14 protein-coding genes are annotated in these 18,681 nt (G+C 61.2%); 11 read left to right on the plus strand and 3 right to left on the minus strand.

What is annotated here, in order from left to right; genetic code table 11:
- Positions 1-62: 62 nt before the first annotated feature.
- The 4 genes from ACP7AJ_RS10245 (at position 63) to ACP7AJ_RS10260 (ending at position 5,966) form a co-directional block, all read left to right on the plus strand.
- Positions 63-1,397 (plus strand): TldD/PmbA family protein, encoded by a 1,335-nt coding sequence (locus ACP7AJ_RS10245; RefSeq protein WP_426060101.1) that lies wholly within the window; start codon positions 63-65, stop codon positions 1,395-1,397.
- 209 nt (positions 1,398-1,606) lie between these two features.
- On the plus strand, positions 1,607-2,800 hold the full coding sequence (locus ACP7AJ_RS10250) for a carboxypeptidase-like regulatory domain-containing protein (RefSeq protein WP_426060102.1): 1,194 nt from the start codon (positions 1,607-1,609) through the stop codon (positions 2,798-2,800).
- Between the two features lie 117 nt (positions 2,801-2,917).
- Positions 2,918-4,567 carry a TldD/PmbA family protein gene (locus ACP7AJ_RS10255; RefSeq protein WP_426060103.1) on the plus strand — a complete coding sequence of 550 codons (1,650 nt, stop codon included), beginning with the start codon at positions 2,918-2,920 and terminating at the stop codon, positions 4,565-4,567.
- A 73-nt stretch (positions 4,568-4,640) separates the two neighbouring features.
- The gene (locus tag ACP7AJ_RS10260; RefSeq protein WP_426060104.1) at positions 4,641-5,966 is read left to right on the plus strand and encodes a TldD/PmbA family protein; all 1,326 of its coding nucleotides are present in this window, start codon (positions 4,641-4,643) and stop codon (positions 5,964-5,966) included.
- A gap of 154 nt (positions 5,967-6,120) precedes the next feature.
- Here ACP7AJ_RS10260 and ACP7AJ_RS10265 read toward each other — a convergent pair whose 3' ends face one another.
- The gene (locus ACP7AJ_RS10265; RefSeq protein WP_426060105.1) at positions 6,121-6,747 is read right to left on the minus strand and encodes a porin family protein; all 627 of its coding nucleotides are present in this window, start codon (positions 6,745-6,747) and stop codon (positions 6,121-6,123) included.
- A 267-nt stretch (positions 6,748-7,014) separates the two neighbouring features.
- Between ACP7AJ_RS10265 and ACP7AJ_RS10270 the strand changes: the two genes are divergently transcribed.
- Positions 7,015-7,638, plus strand: a complete 624-nt coding sequence (locus ACP7AJ_RS10270) for a DUF4159 domain-containing protein (RefSeq protein ID WP_426060106.1) — start codon at positions 7,015-7,017, stop codon at positions 7,636-7,638.
- A gap of 5 nt (positions 7,639-7,643) precedes the next feature.
- Here the strand turns inward: ACP7AJ_RS10270 and ACP7AJ_RS10275 are convergent, their stop codons facing one another.
- Positions 7,644-8,309, minus strand: a complete 666-nt coding sequence (locus tag ACP7AJ_RS10275; protein ID WP_426060107.1) for a hypothetical protein — start codon at positions 8,307-8,309, stop codon at positions 7,644-7,646.
- A 198-nt stretch (positions 8,310-8,507) separates the two neighbouring features.
- On the opposite strand from ACP7AJ_RS10275, the gene ACP7AJ_RS10280 reads away from it, so the two are divergent.
- The 6 genes from ACP7AJ_RS10280 to ACP7AJ_RS10305 all read left to right on the plus strand — a co-directional run bounded on the left by ACP7AJ_RS10280 (position 8,508) and on the right by ACP7AJ_RS10305 (position 17,324).
- The gene (locus tag ACP7AJ_RS10280; protein WP_426060108.1) at positions 8,508-9,485 is read left to right on the plus strand and encodes an AAA family ATPase; all 978 of its coding nucleotides are present in this window, start codon (positions 8,508-8,510) and stop codon (positions 9,483-9,485) included.
- A 117-nt stretch (positions 9,486-9,602) separates the two neighbouring features.
- Entirely contained in the window at positions 9,603-10,478 is an 876-nt protein-coding gene (locus tag ACP7AJ_RS10285) for a DUF58 domain-containing protein (RefSeq protein ID WP_426060109.1), read from the plus strand.
- Positions 10,479-10,625: 147 nt separating this feature from the next.
- A complete protein-coding gene (locus tag ACP7AJ_RS10290; RefSeq protein WP_426060110.1) occupies positions 10,626-11,387 on the plus strand; it encodes a hypothetical protein in 762 nt (253 codons plus the stop codon).
- A 213-nt stretch (positions 11,388-11,600) separates the two neighbouring features.
- A complete protein-coding gene (locus tag ACP7AJ_RS10295) occupies positions 11,601-13,253 on the plus strand; it encodes a BatA domain-containing protein (RefSeq protein ID WP_426060111.1) in 1,653 nt (550 codons plus the stop codon).
- Positions 13,250-15,511 carry a DUF4175 family protein gene (locus ACP7AJ_RS10300; protein WP_426060112.1) on the plus strand — a complete coding sequence of 754 codons (2,262 nt, stop codon included), beginning with the start codon at positions 13,250-13,252 and terminating at the stop codon, positions 15,509-15,511. Before ACP7AJ_RS10295 ends, ACP7AJ_RS10300 begins: the two co-directional genes overlap by 4 nt.
- A gap of 43 nt (positions 15,512-15,554) precedes the next feature.
- On the plus strand, positions 15,555-17,324 hold the full coding sequence (locus ACP7AJ_RS10305; RefSeq protein ID WP_426060113.1) for a hypothetical protein: 1,770 nt from the start codon (positions 15,555-15,557) through the stop codon (positions 17,322-17,324).
- A gap of 38 nt (positions 17,325-17,362) precedes the next feature.
- Here ACP7AJ_RS10305 and ACP7AJ_RS10310 read toward each other — a convergent pair.
- Positions 17,363-18,648, minus strand: a protein-coding gene (locus tag ACP7AJ_RS10310) for an IS3 family transposase (RefSeq protein WP_426060114.1) whose coding sequence is annotated in 2 segments (ribosomal slippage) — positions 17,363-18,265 and positions 18,268-18,648 — 1,284 coding nt in all. Because the reading frame shifts where the segments join, the coding sequence is not laid out codon by codon here.
- Positions 18,649-18,681 lie beyond the last annotated feature (33 nt).

Below are 18,681 nucleotides of genomic sequence, written 5' to 3' on the forward strand. Positions count from 1 at the left end.
CGCCAGCATCCCCTCCTTAAATAAGGAGGGGAGTTTTTCTCAATTCCGAATTTTACAGCCTAATGTCCATTCTCTCTAAAGACGACGCTCAGACCATCCTGAAAAGGGTGCTGAGCTTTAGCAAGGCCGACGAGTGCGAGGTTTCTCTTAATGGCCAAGTTGGTGGCAATGTGCGCTCGGCGCGCAACACCATCAGCACGGCCGGTGCCGTCGACAACTTATCCTTGGCCGTGGAAAGCCGGTTTGGCAGGCGCAGCGGCGTGGCCACCTGCAACGAGTTCGACGAGGCCACGCTGCGCCGCTGCGTGCAGCGCGCCGAAGAAATCGCCAGGCTCGCCCCCGAAAGCCCCGAGTACATGCCCCTCCTGGGGCCGCAGCAATACCAGGATAATAGCAAATCGTTCGCCGCTGCTACGGCCGCCATCGACCCCGACTTCCGGGCGCGCCAGATAGGTGCCAGCACAGCGCTCTGCGACCAAAAAAAGGTCAGCTCTGCTGGCTTTCTGGTAGACTCAACAGGCTTTGTGGCCCGGCGCAACTCCAAAGGGCTGGAGGCTTACCAGCAGTTCACCAATGTGGAATTCAGCGTGACAGTGCGCACACCCGATGGCACTGGCTCGGGCTACGCCGCCGCCGACTACACCGACGCCAGCAAGTTCGACGCCGCCCGGCTCACCCGCGTGGCGGCCGAGAAGGCTACTTCTTCGATGAAAGCCCGCGCCATTGAGCCGGGCAAGTACACCGTGATTCTGGAGCCCAACGCCTTGGTTTCGAACGTCGACACGTCGTTGATGGTCGCCTTGATGAGAAGCTTCGATGCGCGCAACGCCGACGAAGGCCGCAGCTTCCTCAGCAAAAAGGGCGGCGGCAACCGCAAGGGCGAGAAGCTGTTCGACGAGCGGGTGACGATATACTCGGACCCCATGCACGCCGAAATCCCCGACCTAATGTTTTCCGGCGATGGCCGCCCCCAGAAAAAGGTGACCTGGATTGAGAAAGGCGTGGTAAAAAACCTCTACTCCTCTCGCTACTGGGCCCAGAAAGCCGGCATCCCCGACCTGCCCCCTCCCGGTGGCTGGATAATGGAAGGCGGCACCCAAAGCACCGCCGACCTCATCAAAGGCACTGCCAAAGGCATTCTGGTGACGCGTCTGTGGTATATCCGCCCGGTTGACCCGCAAACGCTGCTCTACACCGGCCTGACGCGCGACGGAACCTTCTACATCGAGAACGGGCAGATTAAGTTTCCGGTGAAGAACTTCCGCTTCAATGAAAGCCCCATCATCATGCTCAACAACCTGGAAGCAATAGGTAAACCAGTGCGCTTGGGCGGCAACCTGATTCCGCCGCTTAAAATCCGAGACTTCACCTTCACCAGCCTCTCCGACGCGGTGTAAGCTCGTAGCGTGGACTCTCTGCGAGTCCGCGCGTCGGCATTACCAAGTCGAAATCTCATTGCTCAGTCCCCCAGCCATAACTAGCTGGGGGATTTTTTGTGCACTTCGGCGCGTCGCAAGCAACCGGTGGCCCATCCGTTGCATCAGGGCTTTCGGACCCAGGCTAAATGCACCTATCTTGCGGCCCCCCGGGCTAATTTGGATTTGCGATGAAGCAATTTTTACTTTCTGGCTTGCTGCTGGCTACCACCGCTTTGCCCGCGGCCGCGCAGCAGCGCCTCACCGGCAAAGTGCTTGATGCCAGCACCGGCCAGCCCGTGCCCTACGCCAGCATTTCGGTGCTGAACTCGACGCTGGGCACCACCAGCAACGCCGAGGGCGAGTTTGAAATTGGCGGGATGGCGCTGCCGGGCAAGCTGGTGGTGTCGGAGTTGGGCCACCAACGCGATACAGTGGCCGTGACTGCAACGCAAACGCTTCAAATTCGCTTGCAACCAACTTCCGTGTTACTGCCTGAAGTGCAGGTGGGCAGCTACCTCAGCGACTTGATTGCGCAGGCCTACCGGCAATTGCGCCATACCTACGACCGAAAGCTCTACGGCCAGGCTTTCTACCGCCAGGTAACCCGGCTCGACGATGCCCCCACCGAGGTGCAGGAAATGGTGTGGAACGCCGAAACTAGTAACTCGGGCCTGGGCGGCACGGCGCTCGCCCAGGCCCGGTTCGCCAAGAAAAAGGCACTGATTAGCTTCAATAATTTCTCGCTCTATACCAAGCGGTACGGACTATACAACCCGGCAGATGACAGCGTTAAGCAAGAAAGCATTATTGGCCTGCACGTAGCCGATTACCTAAAGCTGAAGCTGCTGAGCGTGACACAAAACGGGGCCCAGCAATTGATTGAAATTGGCTTTGCCAACAAGTCGAACAACGCCAATGGCTTCTCCCGGGGCAGCATGGTTATCGACGAAGCAACCCGTCAGCTGCTGCGCGTGCGGCTCGAAACTACTGGCTTTCACACCAAGTCCAACAATCCGATTTTTAAATTCAAAAACGAAGTCACGCAAATAGAATGGGTATTTGCGCCCCGGCCCAGTGGCGCGGCTACGCTGGACTACCTCAAAGTAGACTACCGCACCGACCTGGGCCGCCTGATGAAAGCCGATATGCGCATTCATGTGGCCTCATTTGCCTACTGCTACAACGGCCAGCCCACCCCGGCGGCCAGCGTAGCCTACGCTCCGGCCAAGGGCGGCGAAGTAGATTTGGCGCTCATCAAGCAAACCACCTACGACCCTGCTTTCTGGCAAAACAACGCGGTGGTTAAACGCACCCCGCTGGAGGAACAAATTATGAAATCATTTGAGCAGAAAGGTGCTTTCGGCACCATGCTTACACCATAAACAATTCATCAGTTGCTGCTTACCAGTTGTCAGGCCTGATTTTCAAATTAAATAACGTCAACAACTGAAATCATAGTTTTACCACCAAAACCCACACCTTCACCCATTCTGCAAAACATGAAAAGACGCGACTTTGTAGGACTTACCGGCTTGGCAGCTGGTGGGCTATTTTTCCCGAGCCTGCCGGGTTTTGGCCACACGTCTGTCGACCCCGCCCGCCTACTAGAGCCCGGCGCCGATGTCATCGTGAAAAAACGACTGGCCGACGCGGCTTTGAACACCGCCAAAACGGCCGGCGCCAGCTACGCCGACGTGCGCATTGGGCGCTCCCTCAACCAGTATGTATTTACCCGCGAGAAACAGGTGCAGAACATCCAGAGCACCGAGAGCTACGGAGTAGGCATTCGGGTGCTGGTAGATGGCTGCTGGGGCTTCGCCTCGACCAGCGTAGTAACCGAGGACAGCCTGGCTGCTACGGCCCGCGCCGCAGTTGAAATTGCCAAGGCCAACCGACTGGTGATGAAAGAGCCCGTGCAGCTGGCTGCCCAACAGGGCTACGGTGAGGTGAGCTGGAAAACGCCCATTCAGCAAAGCGCTTTTGAGGTGCCCATTAAGCAGAAAGTAGACCTGCTGCTGGCTGCCAATGCCGCCGCACTCGATGCCGGAGCCAATTACATAAACTCGGTGCTGTTTCAGGTGAATGAGCAGAAGTACTTCGCCAGCACCGACGGCTCTTACATCGACCAGGATATTCACCGGCTGTGGCCGACGTTCAACGCCACGGCTGTGGACACGAAGTCGGGCAAGTTCCGCTCGCGGGAGGCCTTGAGTGCGCCGGTCGGCCTGGGCTTCGAGTACCTAACGCCCAACGCAGCGGAGCAGGTGCGCGGCCCGCAGGGCACCGATACCATCGGCTACAAGCTGCGCTACGACATACTGGCCGATGCGGCGCTGGCCGGCAAACAGGCCAAGGCCAAGCTGACGATGAAATCCGTCACGCCCGGCAAGTATGACCTGGTGCTAGACCCTGGCCACCTGGGCCTGACCATCCACGAATCGGTGGGCCACCCCACGGAGCTGGACCGCGTGCTGGGCTACGAAGCCAACTTTGCCGGCACCAGCTTCGCCACGCTGGAGTGGAAGGCCAAAAACCTGCCTTATGGCTCGAAAGCAGTCAATATTGTGGCCGACAAGCTGCAGCCCGGCTCGGTGGGGAACGTGGGCTACGATGACGAGGGCGTGAAAACGCGTGAGTGGGATATTATCAAAGACGGTAAGCTGGTGAACTACCAGAAAATCAGGGACCAGGCCCACATCGTGGGCCAGAAGGAATCCGATGGTTGCGCCTATGCGCAGTCGTGGGAAGACGTGCAGTTCCAGCGCATGCCCAACATCAGCCTGCGCCCCGGCAAAGCCAAAATGAGCCCCGATGAGATGGTGAAGGGCGTTGACAAGGGAATTTACATTGCCGGCGCGGGCTCGTTTTCCATTGACCAGCAGCGGTTCAACTTCCAGTTCGGCGGGCAGCTGTTCTTTGCCATCGAAAAAGGCAAAATCACGGAGCCCTTGGAGGACGTGGCGTACCAGTCAAATACCCAGGAATTCTGGGGAGCCTGCGCGGGCTCGTGCGACCAGTCGGACTACCGCCTGTTCGGCACTTTCTTCGATGGCAAAGGCCAGCCCTCGCAGGTATCCTCGGTGAGCCACGGCTCGGCCACTACCCGCTTCAATGGCGTGAACGTCATCAACACGGCCCGCAAGGTTTAGCGCTGGGACGCCCCCACTCCCCTCCTCAGACGAGGAGGGGAGTTTTTCACCTTTCACATCCTGCAAATCCATCATGGCTATTCTCTCCAAAGACGACGCCCAAACTTTACTTAAAAAGGTCCTCAGATACAGCACTGCCGATGAATGCGAGGCCTCGCTTCGGGGCCGCACCGCCGGCAACATCCGCTACGCCCGCAACAGCGTGAGCACGGCCGGCGCTCAGGACTCTGTGTCCCTGGCCGTTGAGGCGCGCTTTGGCAAACGCAGCGGCGTGGCCACCTGCAACGAATTCGACGATGCCACTCTGCGCCGCTGCGTGCAGCGCGCCGAGGAAATTGCCAAGCTAGCCCCCGAAAGCCCGGAATATGTGTCGTTTATTGGCCCGCAAACGTATTTGAGCCCGCCTTCATTGGCCCCTACGCTCCTTACGGCGGCCACCCGCGCCCAAGCCGCGGCCGAAAGCATGGCAGTTTGTTCCGCCAAGAACCTCAGCGCCGCCGGATTTCTGGATGGCGGCACCCGGTTTGTGGCCAAACGAAACTCCAAGGGCCTGGAAGCCTATCAACAATCCACCAATACTGACTTCTCGGTGACGGTGCGCACGGCCGATGGCAAAGGCTCCGGCTATGCCATTGCCGATGTGACCGACCCTGCCAAACTCAACGCCAAGGGCCTCACCGAACGCGCCGCCAACAAGGCGCTGAATTCGGTGAATGCGAAGGCCATTGAGCCCGGCAAGTACACCGTGATTCTGGAGCCGGCTGCCCTCATGGCCGGCGATGACCTGTCGCTGCTCGGCGGGCTTATGTATGGCATGGGCGCCCGAGAGGCCGACGAAGGCCGCAGCTTCCTCAGCAAAAAGGGCGGCGGCAATCGCAAGGGCGAAAAGCTGTTTGATGAACGGGTGACCATCTACTCCGACCCCATGAACGTGGAGGTGCCCGGCAATGCCTTCGACGATGACGGCCTCCCCACCAAGCGCCAGACCTGGATTGAGAAAGGCGTGGTCAAAGACCTTTTTTACACCCGCTTTTGGGCGCAGAAAAGTAATGTACCGGCCACGGCCTTCCCTGGCGGCTTTATCATGGCAGGCGGCACTCAAAGCACCGATGAACTCATCAAAAGCACCGTCAAAGGCATCCTGGTAACGCGCCTGTGGTACATCCGTGAGGTCGACCCGCAGACGCTGCTTTACACGGGCCTGACCCGGGACGGAACGTTCTACATCGAGAATGGGAAAATCAAATTTCCCATCAAGAACCTGCGCTTCAACGAGAGCCCTATCATCATGCTCAACAACATTGAGGCCATAGGCAAGCCCCAGCGGCTGGCGGGCTGCTTGGTGCCACCGCTCAAAATCCGCGATTTCACCTTCACCAGCTTGTCCGACGCAGTGTAAACCGGAATTGTTTTGATGAGCACAAAGAGAGCCTCATGCTGAGGCGCCTTACGGTTCGCTCAGCATGGGGCTCTTTTATTTAAGTAATCTATAAAAGCGTGTCGTTGCACCGGTCCACCCGCTCTAGACGGACTGGTGCAACGTCCTCCTCCCTCTATCTGCCCCCGAACTGCAGGGCTGCGTACAGCTGAAACACGCGGTTCTGCAAGCGCGGGTCGCTGATGCCAGAAAGGTCTTTGGCGTCGTTGATGTCGTTGAGGCCGGCCACGAGGCGGCCGCCCAGCGAGAAGCCGGCGGCCAATTTAAGCCCGAAGCCACCTACTAAGCTGAAGTCGCCGCGCTTAAAGCTACCCGTGGCCGGGCGCGACTCGTTGCCGTAGGCGGGGGTGCCATCGGGAGCCAGGCCCACCTGCATTTTGCCCGATTGGTCGGCGCTCAGCAACACCCCAAACTGCGGCCCGGCTTCCACAAATACCGGCCCCACGGTGAGTTTGGCGAGCACGGGAACCGTGAGGTAGTGCAACTCGCTGTCGTAATTAGTGAAGGCTGATTTTAGCTTGCCTCCCGCCACCGAGTACTGCACTTCCGGCTGGATGGCCAGGGGCCCTAGTACCTTGGCTTCGTAAAAAACCCCGACGTGATAAAACGCTTTGTAGGACGAGCTTTCTCCCTCGCGGCCGGTGAGCTCGGCCACATTTAAGCCGCCTTTTACACCCAGCTGGGCATTGGCCAGCGGAACAAAAAACATGGTAAGCAGCAAGATAAAAAAAGTATTTTTCATAGAATTATATAAAGTATTGGATAATGGGAGCCAGGGCCTTTTTCGGTAACGGACTCTGTCTGCGAGGAATGAAGCAGAGGTCCAGCATAGCTTTTTGGTACGGCAGTAGGCCAATGAAAAGTTGCGGATCATCGAATAACTGCTCGAAATCCCCGTTACTTTGCCTGATTTCAACGGAAAAAGCAACTCAATTATTTTGAGCCCGACTATCACCACCGAGGTCTGCTTGCCCGCGCTCCAATCATCTACTTGCTTACTTCGCTACCTGTGCCCGCTGCCCCTTTCACGTTTGTCCGCCTGAAGTACCAATCCGGCGACTGGGATGCGGTGGACGAGCGAATGCCGGCCAATTTGTTGCATTCGCTGGTGCAGTACACCACCGTGCCCGTCGACCCCAAAGAAAAAGTAGTGGCCCTGGACAGCCCGGAGCTGTTCAACTACCCATTCTGCTACTTATCGGGCCACCGGCTGGTGCAATTCTCGGCGGCTGAGAAAAAGAACTTCATCCAGTATGTGCGCAACGGCGGCTTTGTGTTCGTCGACGACTGCAACCACGACATCGACGGTCTGTTTGCCCGCTCCTTCGAAGAGCAGATGCGCCAGTGCTTCGGGGCCGGTGCCCTCAAGAAAATCCCGAAGACCCACCCCATCTACTCGCAGTTTTTCAAGTTCAAGGACGGCCCGCCTAACACTGGTTTCGAACTCAACGGCTGGGGCGACGACCTGGTGCACGACTACTTGAAAGCCGTGGAAATCAAAGGCCGCATCGGCGTGCTATACTCCAACAAAGACTACGGCTGCGAGTGGGATTATGACTTCCGAAACAAGCGCTTTCTGGCCGAAGACAACACCAAGTTTGGGGTCAATATTCTGCTTTATGCGCTGACGTAACTGATTTATAACCGAACGCCTACGCCTAGGCGACCATCGAGTACGACCTGACGTCTTTCGTAATAGGTCCGCGAATGAAATGGAGTACTCGGCCTGCGGTAGCTGACGTCGGCTTTCGCACCTATGTTATGCCACGTCATCAAGCCTAGTGCAACGTCAATAAATATGCGCGACTGGGGCCGCGGCGTTGCCTGCCAACCGGCCAGTGCTCCTATTCCTACAAAACGCTGATTTGCAATAAGGTAGTTTTTATTCGCAACCAAGGTTCGGTAGCTCAGCATCGGCGCCACATAGAAGCCCGTCAGCGAAGCTTTGGGCTGACGACGCTGGTAGTAATAACGGCCCTGTAAGGCTATTCCTGTCCGGCGTTCGGCGGGTTCGCCGCCATTTAGTAGTCCTTCAACTACTGCACTGAATCGCTCGCTGACCTGTCGCTCGTAGGAAGTCAGTACCGGGAACACAAAGCTTGAGTGCCCATCAAACTGATACAAAAAATTCGCTACATATACGCTAGCCATATCCAGACGAATCGCGTTTCGGCGAGGCTGAATCGCAGCAATGGGTTGCCCAGCTACCGGCTCGGCAGGAAGTTGCGCGGCAACCTGCCCCGTTGATGCAGCTACCAAAAAGGCCGCTACTGTGAACTGGATTGTAGATTTGAGGTAATACATGACAGTAAGTAGATTAGACAAAGCATTTAATACAGCACGAAATACATTCTATTATTGCAATCCTATCTAATCATAAGTTTGAAGCAAAGGACATCTATCATCTTATTTTGAAAGTTTAACAAATTCATGATAAGCCTCTTGATTAATAATCATCAGACTTCCTAGCTGTTGTTTCTAACCTAATTTTCGCTTTTTCTCTTGACTGAAGAACAAATTCGGCCCCTCCTGGCCAAGCTGCCGGTGCTGAAAGCCGAAATCGGCAAAGTCATTGTCGGCCAGGAAAACGTACTCGACGAAGTGCTGGTGGCCCTGCTGGCCGGCGGCCACGCCCTGCTGGAAGGCGTGCCCGGCCTGGCCAAAACGTTGCTGGTGCGCACCCTGGCTGCGGCCACCGACCTGCCCTTTCGGCGCATTCAGTTCACGCCTGATTTGATGCCCACCGACATCCTCGGCACCGAGGTGCTGGAGGAAGACCACGGCACTGGCCACCGCTCGTTCAAGTTCAACCAAGGGCCCATCTTCGCAAGCTTGGTGCTGGCCGACGAGATAAACCGGACGCCGCCCAAAACCCAGGCCGCCCTGCTCGAAGCCATGCAGGAAGGCCACGTGACCTACGCCGGCACTGAGCACGCGCTGCCCAAGCCCTTCTTCCTGCTGGCCACCCAGAACCCCATTGAGCAATCGGGCACCTATCCGCTGCCCGAAGCCCAGCTCGACCGCTTTTTGCTTTACGTGCGCATCGGCTACCCCACCGCCGATGAGGAGCTGGCCGTACTGCGCGGCACTACCGGCGCGGCCGGCCAGCAAGTGCAGCCCGTGTTGGGCGGTGCCGACATCCGCCAGCTCCAGCAGCTGGTGCGTCAGGTCAGCATCAGCCCCGAGCTAATGAGCTTTGTAAACCGCCTGGTGCGGGCCACGCGCCCGGCCACCTCGGAAGTGAAGTTTATCCAGGACTATGGTCGTTGGGGCGCGGGGCCGCGAGCTGGGCAGGCGCTTATACTTTGTGCCAAAGCGCGGGCTTTGCTGCACGGCCGCTTTGCTGCTACGCTGGAAGATATCCGCACGCTGGCCCCGCCGGTGCTCCGGCATCGGGTGTTGCTCAACTTCAACGCCGAAGCGGAGAATATAACCGCCGACGATGCGGTAGCAGAATTGTTGAAAGCCGTAGCGGTGTAGCGCGGTCGTACCCGGTGGGCCGTGCCCGGAGGGTTGTACCCCAAGGAACCTTTAGTCCGCGAGTTCGCTGCCTCTTCATTACTTACTCAATTTGCGGACTGAAAGTCTGCGCTACTCATGCTTTCTCCCGAACTCCTGCACGGCTTGCGCAACCTGTCCCTTGCTGCCCGGCAAGCGGCCGAAGGCTTCCTCAACGGCGCGCACGCCAGCCGGCGGCACGGCGCTGGCATGGAGTTCAGCCAGTACCGCCCCTACCAGCCCGGCGACGACCTGCGCCGCCTCGACTGGCGCCTGGCCGCTCGCTCGGACCGCTACTACCTGCGCGAGTCGGAGGTTGACACCAGCCTGACCGTGCACCTGCTGCTGGACGCCAGCGCCAGCATGAACCACCGCGACGACAACGGCCTCACCAAGCTCGACTACGCCCGCTTGCTGCTTGCGTCGCTGGCTTACCTCGCCCAGCAGCAGGGCGACGCCGTGGGCCTGACCATCCTGAGCCCCGCCGGGCTGCGCCACCTGCCCGCCCGCGCCGATACCCGCCAGCTGCCCCGCCTCTACCACGCCCTGGAAACAGCCGAGGCCGCCGGAGGCTTTCCCGACAGCGCTACGCTGGCCCCGCTCACTGCCCGGCGCCAGCGCGCCCTCACGGTATGCGTGAGTGATTTGTACGAAGAAGAATCGGAGATTAACGCCCTGCTCACGCGACTTCGAGCGGTGAGCGGCGATGTTTTGCTATTGCACTTGATGGCAAATAACGAGCTGAATTTCAGCTACCAAGGTGCCGTCACCTTTAGAGACCTGGAAACCGGGCGCACCATGCAGCTCGATGCCGACCAACAGCGCCCGGCCTATCAGCAGCAGCTGCAGCAGTGGCTGCTTGATACCGCCCAGGCCGCGCGCCGCCAGGGCTTCGATTACCACCAGCTCAGCACCGCCGAGCCGCTCGACTACGCCATGCGCGAGTTCTTACGCCGCCGCAACGCGTCGAGCTAATCCTTGAATTTGAAGTCAGGAAAGCCCTGGGTTGTAAGTGGCGGACAAAGCACTCTTTTCGGTGCTTATCAGGAATTGGGCCGGAAATTGCCTAGCATTATTAGCGTCTAGTAGCCCGACGCTCGTATAGCTTTCTTTTACCAATTTATGAAACGCATTCTTCTTCCCATGGCGGTGGTTGCCTTGTTGCTGCCTTTGGCGGCGAGTTCGGCTTTTGCTCAACAGACTACCAGCCCGAAACCTACCCCTGCTTCCACCTCAAAAGCCCCTGCTGCCAAGGCTCCGGCCGCGACCACCAAAGCGCCGGCTTCCACCAAGGCCCCGGCCACATCCAAACTATCAGCCATGAACGTGGACCAGGAACTTCGCACCTTTAGCAACTGGGTCGACGACAAGTTGGAGCTCAATATGGCTACCGTACGGCTCGACTGGGGCACGATTGAGAATGACTACTCCCGCATGACCAAGCGCCTGGATGGTGCCCTCGACAGCCTTACGGACCAGTCGCGCCGCGAGTATTTGGGGCAGAAAGCGCGCTACAAAGTCTGGGCCGCGGAAAACGGCCACCCCGTAGTTGAAATCCCGCTGGCCGGTGAGGAGCGAAACAGCGCCGTGAACGACATGCAGCGCAAGCTGCTTAACACCACCGCCCCCATCAACCGGGCCATGGCCAGCACCCTACCCGACCTATACAGCCGCCTAATCGAGTCGACGCGCATGAGCCACAAGCGCTGGCTGAAAACAGATTGGGAAGGCGCCAATCTGGTATTGGAGCGTCTTAACGCCCGTTTCGAGCAGGTGGGCACCCAACTCCAACTCGAAGACCGAGTGCGCATTAGGACGCTGCAGGCTGAATTCCGAACCATGGAGAAAGCTCGCGACTTGAGAGGCATTCTGAATGGCTTGTAGGCCGTTGCGCGCAACGCGGCAACTGCCCGGCGGGCGGCAACACCTGAGTTGACACGCTTTTGCGCGAGCAACAGGGCAAATGGGGCAGGCAAACCAGTCGGAAAGCAAGCGCATGGCTACTTTGCAGGGCTGTTTGGAATTCCTTCCGGCCATCCTGCAATTGTTGGGACATATTCAGTGTCCATGTCCTGACTTCATTCTGACTGACTTTCCTTGTTCACGCTTCTAACACCTGCTGCCCTGCTGGCCCTTCTGGGGCTTGCGGTGCCGGTGCTTATTCATCTCTGGAACCGCCGGCCCGGCCGCGAGGTGGCCGTGGGCAGCCTGCGCTGGCTGGCAGCCGGTGCCAACCGCCGTCTCCGCAACCTGAAGCCCGAGCAATTGTGGCTGCTGCTGTTGCGCTCGGCGCTGCTGGCCGTGCTCGCCGTGGCGCTGGCGGGGCCGGTGTGGCGGCAGCGCCTGCCAGCTGGCCGGGGCCAGGTCCTGGTAAGTCCCGAACTGCTGGGCACGCCGGCCTTCGCGGCCCAGCGCCCTGCCATTGACTCGCTACGCCGCCGCGGCTACGCCCTGCGATGGCTGGTTACTGGCTTTCCGAAAGTGTCGCGGGCTGCTTTGCGGGCCGATTCATTGGGCCTGCGCGATAGCGCTCGCGTGCTGGCGGCAGCTACCCCTTTGGGGTCGCGGGTGCTATGGGCCCGGGTTCGGCAAGCGACCAGCACTTTTTCAGGTCAGCCGCTATACGTGCTAACGCCCGCTTCATTACGTAGTTTTCAGGGAACTCAATCTCCCTTACCGTCCGAAGTCACGTGGCAGGTGCTGCCCACCGCCGCTACTGCAACCTGGCTGCAGGCCGCTGCGATTCGCGGGGATAGTATGCGATTGCTACTGGGCCTAAGCAGCGAAACCCAGACAAGCTTTCGGCAGGTGTCGGTGAAGAAGCCTACGCCGGGCGGAACGGTGCGGCTGGCTGGGCTACCTGCTTTCCGGTTTGAAACTGGTACTGCAGGCAATCAGCTGCAACCAGTTCGTGAGGCAGGAGCGGCATCCGGCAAGGCCTCGCCGGCCATACCAGTACGCACCCAACCGTTGCGCATTGTGATTTACTCGACGGCAGATTACGCCCCCGATGCGCGTTATCTGCAAGCAGGCCTGCGGGCGGCGTCTGCCGGTGTTTTAGCGCCGATGGTCATCAGCACTACCACCACAGCGCCCGCTCCCACCTCCCGTCCCGACTGGCTGTTTTGGCTAGCTGATGCCCCTTTGCCCGCGGCCTGGCGCGCTGCTGTGGGCCAGGGCACGCAGGTGTGGCAGGAGGCAGTGGGGCCGGGTAGGGCAGACAAGGCGCGTTTGGCAACGGCCACCGCCGACGAAGTTCCTGCTTCCATCTTCAAACGCAGCCCCTTGCCCGCGCAGGCTACAGGAGGTGCCTCCTACCCGCTCTGGACCGATGGCCAGGGCCGGCCGGTGCTTTCCCGCCAGCTGCTGGGCCAGGGAGCAATCCATTACCTAGCCACTCGCCTCAACCCCAACTGGAGCGAACTGGCCAACAGCCCCGCCCTTCCGGCCCGGCTGCTGGCCCTGCTGCAGCCCGAAAGCACCGATGCTGCGAGCCGGCCACCCACTGCCCTCGACAAGGCCCTGGGTTTGCACGACCAACGTGCCCTCGACCCTGCGCAGCTACGGCTAAGCAGCCAAGATGCCGGACCAACGCCACCTAAGTCGCCCTCAGCGCAGGCCATTGCCCCTCAAAGTGTTCTGCAAACGGACCTCCTCCCCTGGCTGGTCCTGGCGGCCGGGCTGCTGTTTGCTTTCGAACGCCTGCTGGCTTATCGCCGCGAAAACCAGGCCTTACCTTCTGCTTCATGAGCCAACCAGTAGCCGATACTCAATTGCTGGGCATAGCTGCGGCCCGGCAGCTGCTCCGCTCGGTGGGCCGCAGCTATGCTTGGCGGCGGGCGGGCTGCGTGTTGCTCCCGGCGGTTGCCGGCGCGCTGCTGCTGACCTTGCTTAGCCGGCAGTGGCCTGCTGCGCTATGGGTCTGGGCTATTGCGGGGGTGTTGGGTTTGGCTGTAGTGGCAGTACTGCTTTGGCCACTGCGGCAGGTGCAGCCTGCCACTACCGCGTCCCGGCTCGACCGGCTTTTCCCCACGCTTGAAGACAGCACCGGCTTGCTGTTGCAGCCTTCCGAGCGCCTGAACCTGCTGGAGCAGTTGCAACAGAGCCGGGTGGCCCAGCGGCTGCAGGAGTTACGGGCCGTCAATGCCCTGACCCTGCCCGTTGCCTACCGGACCGCGCTGGTAGCAACAGGCCTGCTGCTGCTGGCCAGTGCGGTGGTTTGGCGGCTGCCGGTGGCTGCGCCGCTGGTGGCTAAGCCGGGCAGCGTAGTGGTTCGCTTTCCCAATAGCCCGCCGCCAGTGCCCGGCCAAACGCCGGCCCGCATTGCCGCAACCCAGCTGCTGGTGACGCCGCCAGCTTACACCCGGCAAGCTGCCTTCGCCCCCGCCCAGGCCTCGTTCCAATGCCCGCAGGGGTCGCGGGTGCGGTGGCAGGTGCAAGTGAGCGGAAGCAGCCGTGCGGTACCTGAGGTGGAAATTGGCCGGCAGCGACTGCGCATGCAGCCGGTAGCAGGGCAAGCGGGCTTCTTTTTCGCAGAGCAAAACCTTGCGGCTTCCACTCTCTATCGGCTGCGCTTCGCCGGCACGGTTTCCGATGATTACGCCATTGACGTGCGGCCCGACCAGGCGCCGGTCATTCGCATTCAAACGCCCAAGCCCTACACCCTGGTCGAGTTCGGCATGCGGCCCGACCTGCCGGTGCGCGCCACCGTGCGCGACGACTACGGTCTGAGCCGGGCCGAGCTGGTTATCACCGTGGCCCAAGGCCAGGGCGAAGCCGTAAAATTTAGGGAAGTGCGGCGCGATTTGAGCACGGGGCTTGGCAGTCAGCCTTCGCAAACCAGCCTGAGCAGCCAGCTCAACCTGCCCAAGCTGGGCCTCACCTACGGCGATGAGCTGTACTTCTACATATCGGCCCGCGACAACGCCGGGCACTCTTCGCGCACCGACGCCTACCTCGTGCAGTGGCAGGACACCGCCGTAGCCGACAGTCCGGCCGACATGGGCATGGGCATCAAGGTGGCGCCCGCCTACTTCCGCAGCCAGCGGCAAATCATCATTGACACTGAAAAGCTGATTGCCGAAAAGCCCAAACTAGACCCGGCCACCGTGGCCACCCGCGCCAACAACCTGGGCTTCGACCAGCAAACGCTGCGCCTGCGCTACGGAAAATTTATGGGCGAAGAAGTGGGCGGCAGCATCGGGGCCAGCGCTCCGCACTCGCCCATTGCCGAGGATGAGGACGAAGGGGCCGACCATGACGAACACGCCAGCGAACCCGCGGGCGAAGACCACCACGACCACGCCACGCCCCCGAGCACTTCGGCCAAAGCATCGCCCACCGCCGAAACCGATGCGCTGATGGACCCGTACATCCACAAGCACGACGACTCCGAAACCGCCGATTTCCTGGAGCCCGCCGTGAAAGCCAAGCTGCGCGTAGTGCTCGACCAGATGTGGGCAGCCGAGCTGCGCCTGCGCACCGGCCAGCTCGCGGCGGCCCTGCCGTTTGAGTACAAGGCCCTGCGCCTCCTGAAGGAAGTGCAGCAGCAAACCCGCGCCTACGTTAAAAAGGCTGGCTTCGTGCTCCAGCCCCTGCCCGAAGCCACCCTACGCCTCACCGGCGACCTGGCCGGCGCTGCCGTGCCCCAAAACCACCAAAACCTGCCGGCGCCGGCTGCGCAGCCCACTGTGCGAGCCGCCCTGCGCTGGCTGGCCCAAACCCCAGGCACCAGCCAAACCAAACCAGCCGATGCCCTCCTGCTAGAACAGGCTGGTCCCGTGCTGGCCGGCGCGGCTCTGCAGCGGCCCGGTGTGTACCTGCCAGCGCTGCGTGCCCTGCGTGAGCTGGTGGCCGATATTCGGGCTGGCCGGCCCGCTTGCACTGCCTGCCGCCTTCCTGTGGAGCGGGCCCTCACCGACCTACTGGCCGCGCCCCACCCCACTCCCCAGGCGCCACCCGCTCCCAACCGCCTGGCCCGGCGTTATTTTCAAGAGTTAAGCCGTTAGCATTTTGCCACTCACGCCGCTTCATCCTACCAGTTATTATGTTTTGTTGGCTTTCTGCCTGCTACTCGGCTTCGGGCTGATAATCATGGCTTGGCGGCGCACCCGCAAGCGGCAGCGGGGAGCACGGGTAGTGGCTGGCGCAGTGGCGGCGGCCGCCTTGTGGCTACTGGCCTTCCCTCCATTGCGCCCGCGGCCCGCCGCCCGCGCCGAAGCCATTCTGCTCACGGATGGCTACCAGCCTGATACGCTTCAGCAGTTATTGCAGCGGCTGGGTGCGAACACCCCGCTGTGGTACCATGGCAGCATGCCCGCGCCTGCCCAAGCCCGACCACTGGCCAGCCTGCTCACACTGACCGAGCAGCGGCCCGCACTCCGCCGCCTGCACGTGGTGGGCTACGGCCTACCCAGCGCCGAGCTGGCTGCCCTCGGCAACGTGGCAGTGCAAGCGCACGCTCCGCCTGAGCCCTTGGGCTTTCGCACCGCTTTATGGAATCAGAAAATAGCCCTGGGCGAAACCTTTCTGGTGGAAGGAACTGTGGCTTCGCCTAAGAGCAGCCAACCGGCCTGGGTGTACCTGAGCGCCGCAGGCACCGTGCGCGACTCGGTGCGGCTGCCCGCTGGTGCCGGGGCTTTCCAACTCCGCTACCCGCCCAAAACGGCTGGCCTGGCTATTTATAAGCTGCAACTCCGGCGGGCGGGCCAAATGCTTGCGGCCGAACCGCTGCCAGTGGAAGTCACTACCACCCAGCTGCCCGCCGTGCTCTTGCTGACAGCTACGCCGGCGTTCGAATTCAAATTCTTAAAAAACTACCTGGCCGAAGCGCAGTACCCGGTGGCTCTGCGCACTACTGTAAGCCGGGGGCTTGTACAAACGGATTTTGTGAACCAACCAACTCAGGAGCTGAGTCGGCTTATGCCCGCCCTGCTGAGCCAATATAAAGTACTGGTTGCCGATGCCCCCACACTGGGCGCCCTCTCGGCAGCGGAGGCGCAAGCGGTGCAAAAGGCCATTAGCGCCGGGCGGCTTGGCTTGCTGGTGCTGGCCGAAGCTGCGCCCCTGCCCCGCGCTACTCCCGGGCGCACGGCGTTTGCCATTGTGCCCCGCGCCATTGCCCAGACTGTGCCACAGGTGCTTACCTGGCCCAATGCCCCGCCTGAGGCGCGGGCGGCCCTGCCAGCCCAATTGCGTCCGGCGGTGGGCCTGCGCTCATTGGTTACCGGGCCAGGCCAGGCGCTGGTAGCGGCCAGCCACCGCTTGGGCCTGGGATTTGTGGTGGTTTCGGTAGTGCCCGAAACCTTTCGCTGGGCCTTGCAGGGCCGCGCGCCCCTGTATGCCTCTTTTTGGAACCAGCTGCTAACCGCAGCCGTGCCCCCTGCCCAGCCAGCAGCGGCCTGGCACACCGTCTCCCGGTGGCCCCGCGCTGCCCAACCGCTCACCCTGCACCTAGCCGCTACCCTCCCGGAAAGCCAGCCCACCGTGGGTTCCTTAACTGGCCCATCCGTGCGACTCGCCCTGCGACAAGACACCCGCCTGTCTGAATGGAGCACTGCCCAGTTTTGGCCCGCGGCTCCGGGCTGGCACCGGGTGCGCGGCCCGGGGCGCACCCTTCATAGCTTCTTTGTTTACCCGGATTCGGCCTGGCAGGGCCCCGAGCGGCAAGCTCGCCAGCAGGCTTTCAGGGCCCGAGCTTTGGCCATGCCAGCCGCAAGCGCCATTTCGCAGGAAAACGTGCTGGAGCCCTGGCCAGCGGGCTGGTTTTTTGGTCTATTCCTACTTGCGGCGGGCTACTTGTGGTTGGAAGAAAAACTATAGGCAGTTCACTGATTCGCCTCCGCACTTGTCTCGTCCGGCTAAACGTTGACAGAAATAAGGCAGGGGCCCCGTCCGGATTTTCCGGCGGGGCTTTTTCCTTGCCAATGGACTTGGTTCGGGGTGAAGTAATTCAGGGCCAGGTGGGGGCGTTGTTCGTTGTAGAGGTGCACGGCCTGGTCCACCAGCAAGCGGACCTGGGCCAGGTCGTCGGGGAGCACAAAGAGGAATTCGTCTTTTAAGATGCCGTTGACCCGTTCGGCCAGCGCGTTCTGGTAGCAGTCGTAGCCGTCGGTCATCGAGCAGCGCAGCCCGGCCTGGCGCAGGGCCGCCTGGTAGGCCTCGCAGGCGTACTGGCTGCCCCGGTCGGAGTGGTGGACGCAGCCGGTGGCCCCCGGGCCGGCCCCGCGCACGGCGCACGCCAGCGCGGCCAGGCAGCCGGTGGCGTGCAAGCTGGCGTGGACGTGGTGGCCGACGATGCGCCGCGAACAGGCATCGGTGACCAGGCTCAGGTACACCGTGCCCTGGCGGGTGGGCAGGTAGGTGAGGTCGCTGACCCACAAGCGGTTCGGTGCCGTGGGTTTCGGGGTGCCTTTCACCAGATTCGGGTGCTTATAGAAGCGGTGGTGCGACTCGGTGGTTTTGGTGTAGCTGCGTTTTTTGGGCACGAGCAGCTGGCGCTGGCGCAGCAGCGCGAAGAGGGCATCGCGCCCGCACCGGACGCCTTGGGCGCGCAGCCGCGGGGCGATGGTGTGCCGCAGCTTGCGCGTGCCCAGCCGCGGCAGCTTCGTGCGCACGGCCCGCTGGGCCTGGGCGGCCCGGCGCTGGCGCCGCTGGTAGAGGCCTTGCCGGCTCACGCCGTAGAGGCGGCAACTGCGCGAACAGCTCAGGGCTTTTTCGCCGACCAGCCGGGAAACGGCCGGCGGAAAGACTTTTTTGGCAGCGGGATGCTGTGGTCCTCCTCCACCACTTGCAGCATCGTGCGCAACAACAGATTCAGGTCCTGGGCGTCCTTCAATTCCTTGGCCGCCCGGCGCTGTTGCTCGCGCAGCTGCGTTTCCAACTGCTTGATGCGCTGTTCCGGGCTGGGGGCCATGGCGGGCGGAGCGGCGGGGGAAAGAGGCCCGCCGGCCTGAAAAGTTACGAAATGCGTGGCGTAACGCCGGCACCAGGTCAAGACCGTGCTCCGGCCCTGGATGCCGTAGCGCCGCTGGGCCTGTTTGTAGCTCAGCTCGCCGCGGCCCACTTCGCCCACCACGGCCAACGTAAAGGGCAAACTGTAGTCGCGCTGACTACGCCGCGCCCGCGGCTCACAAGGGTTTTGCATAACAACTTTCGGGAAAGTGTCAACATATAACCG

It is taken from the genome of Hymenobacter sp. B1770 (assembly GCF_049896385.1).
Taxonomy (GTDB): Bacteria; Bacteroidota; Bacteroidia; order Cytophagales; family Hymenobacteraceae; genus Hymenobacter.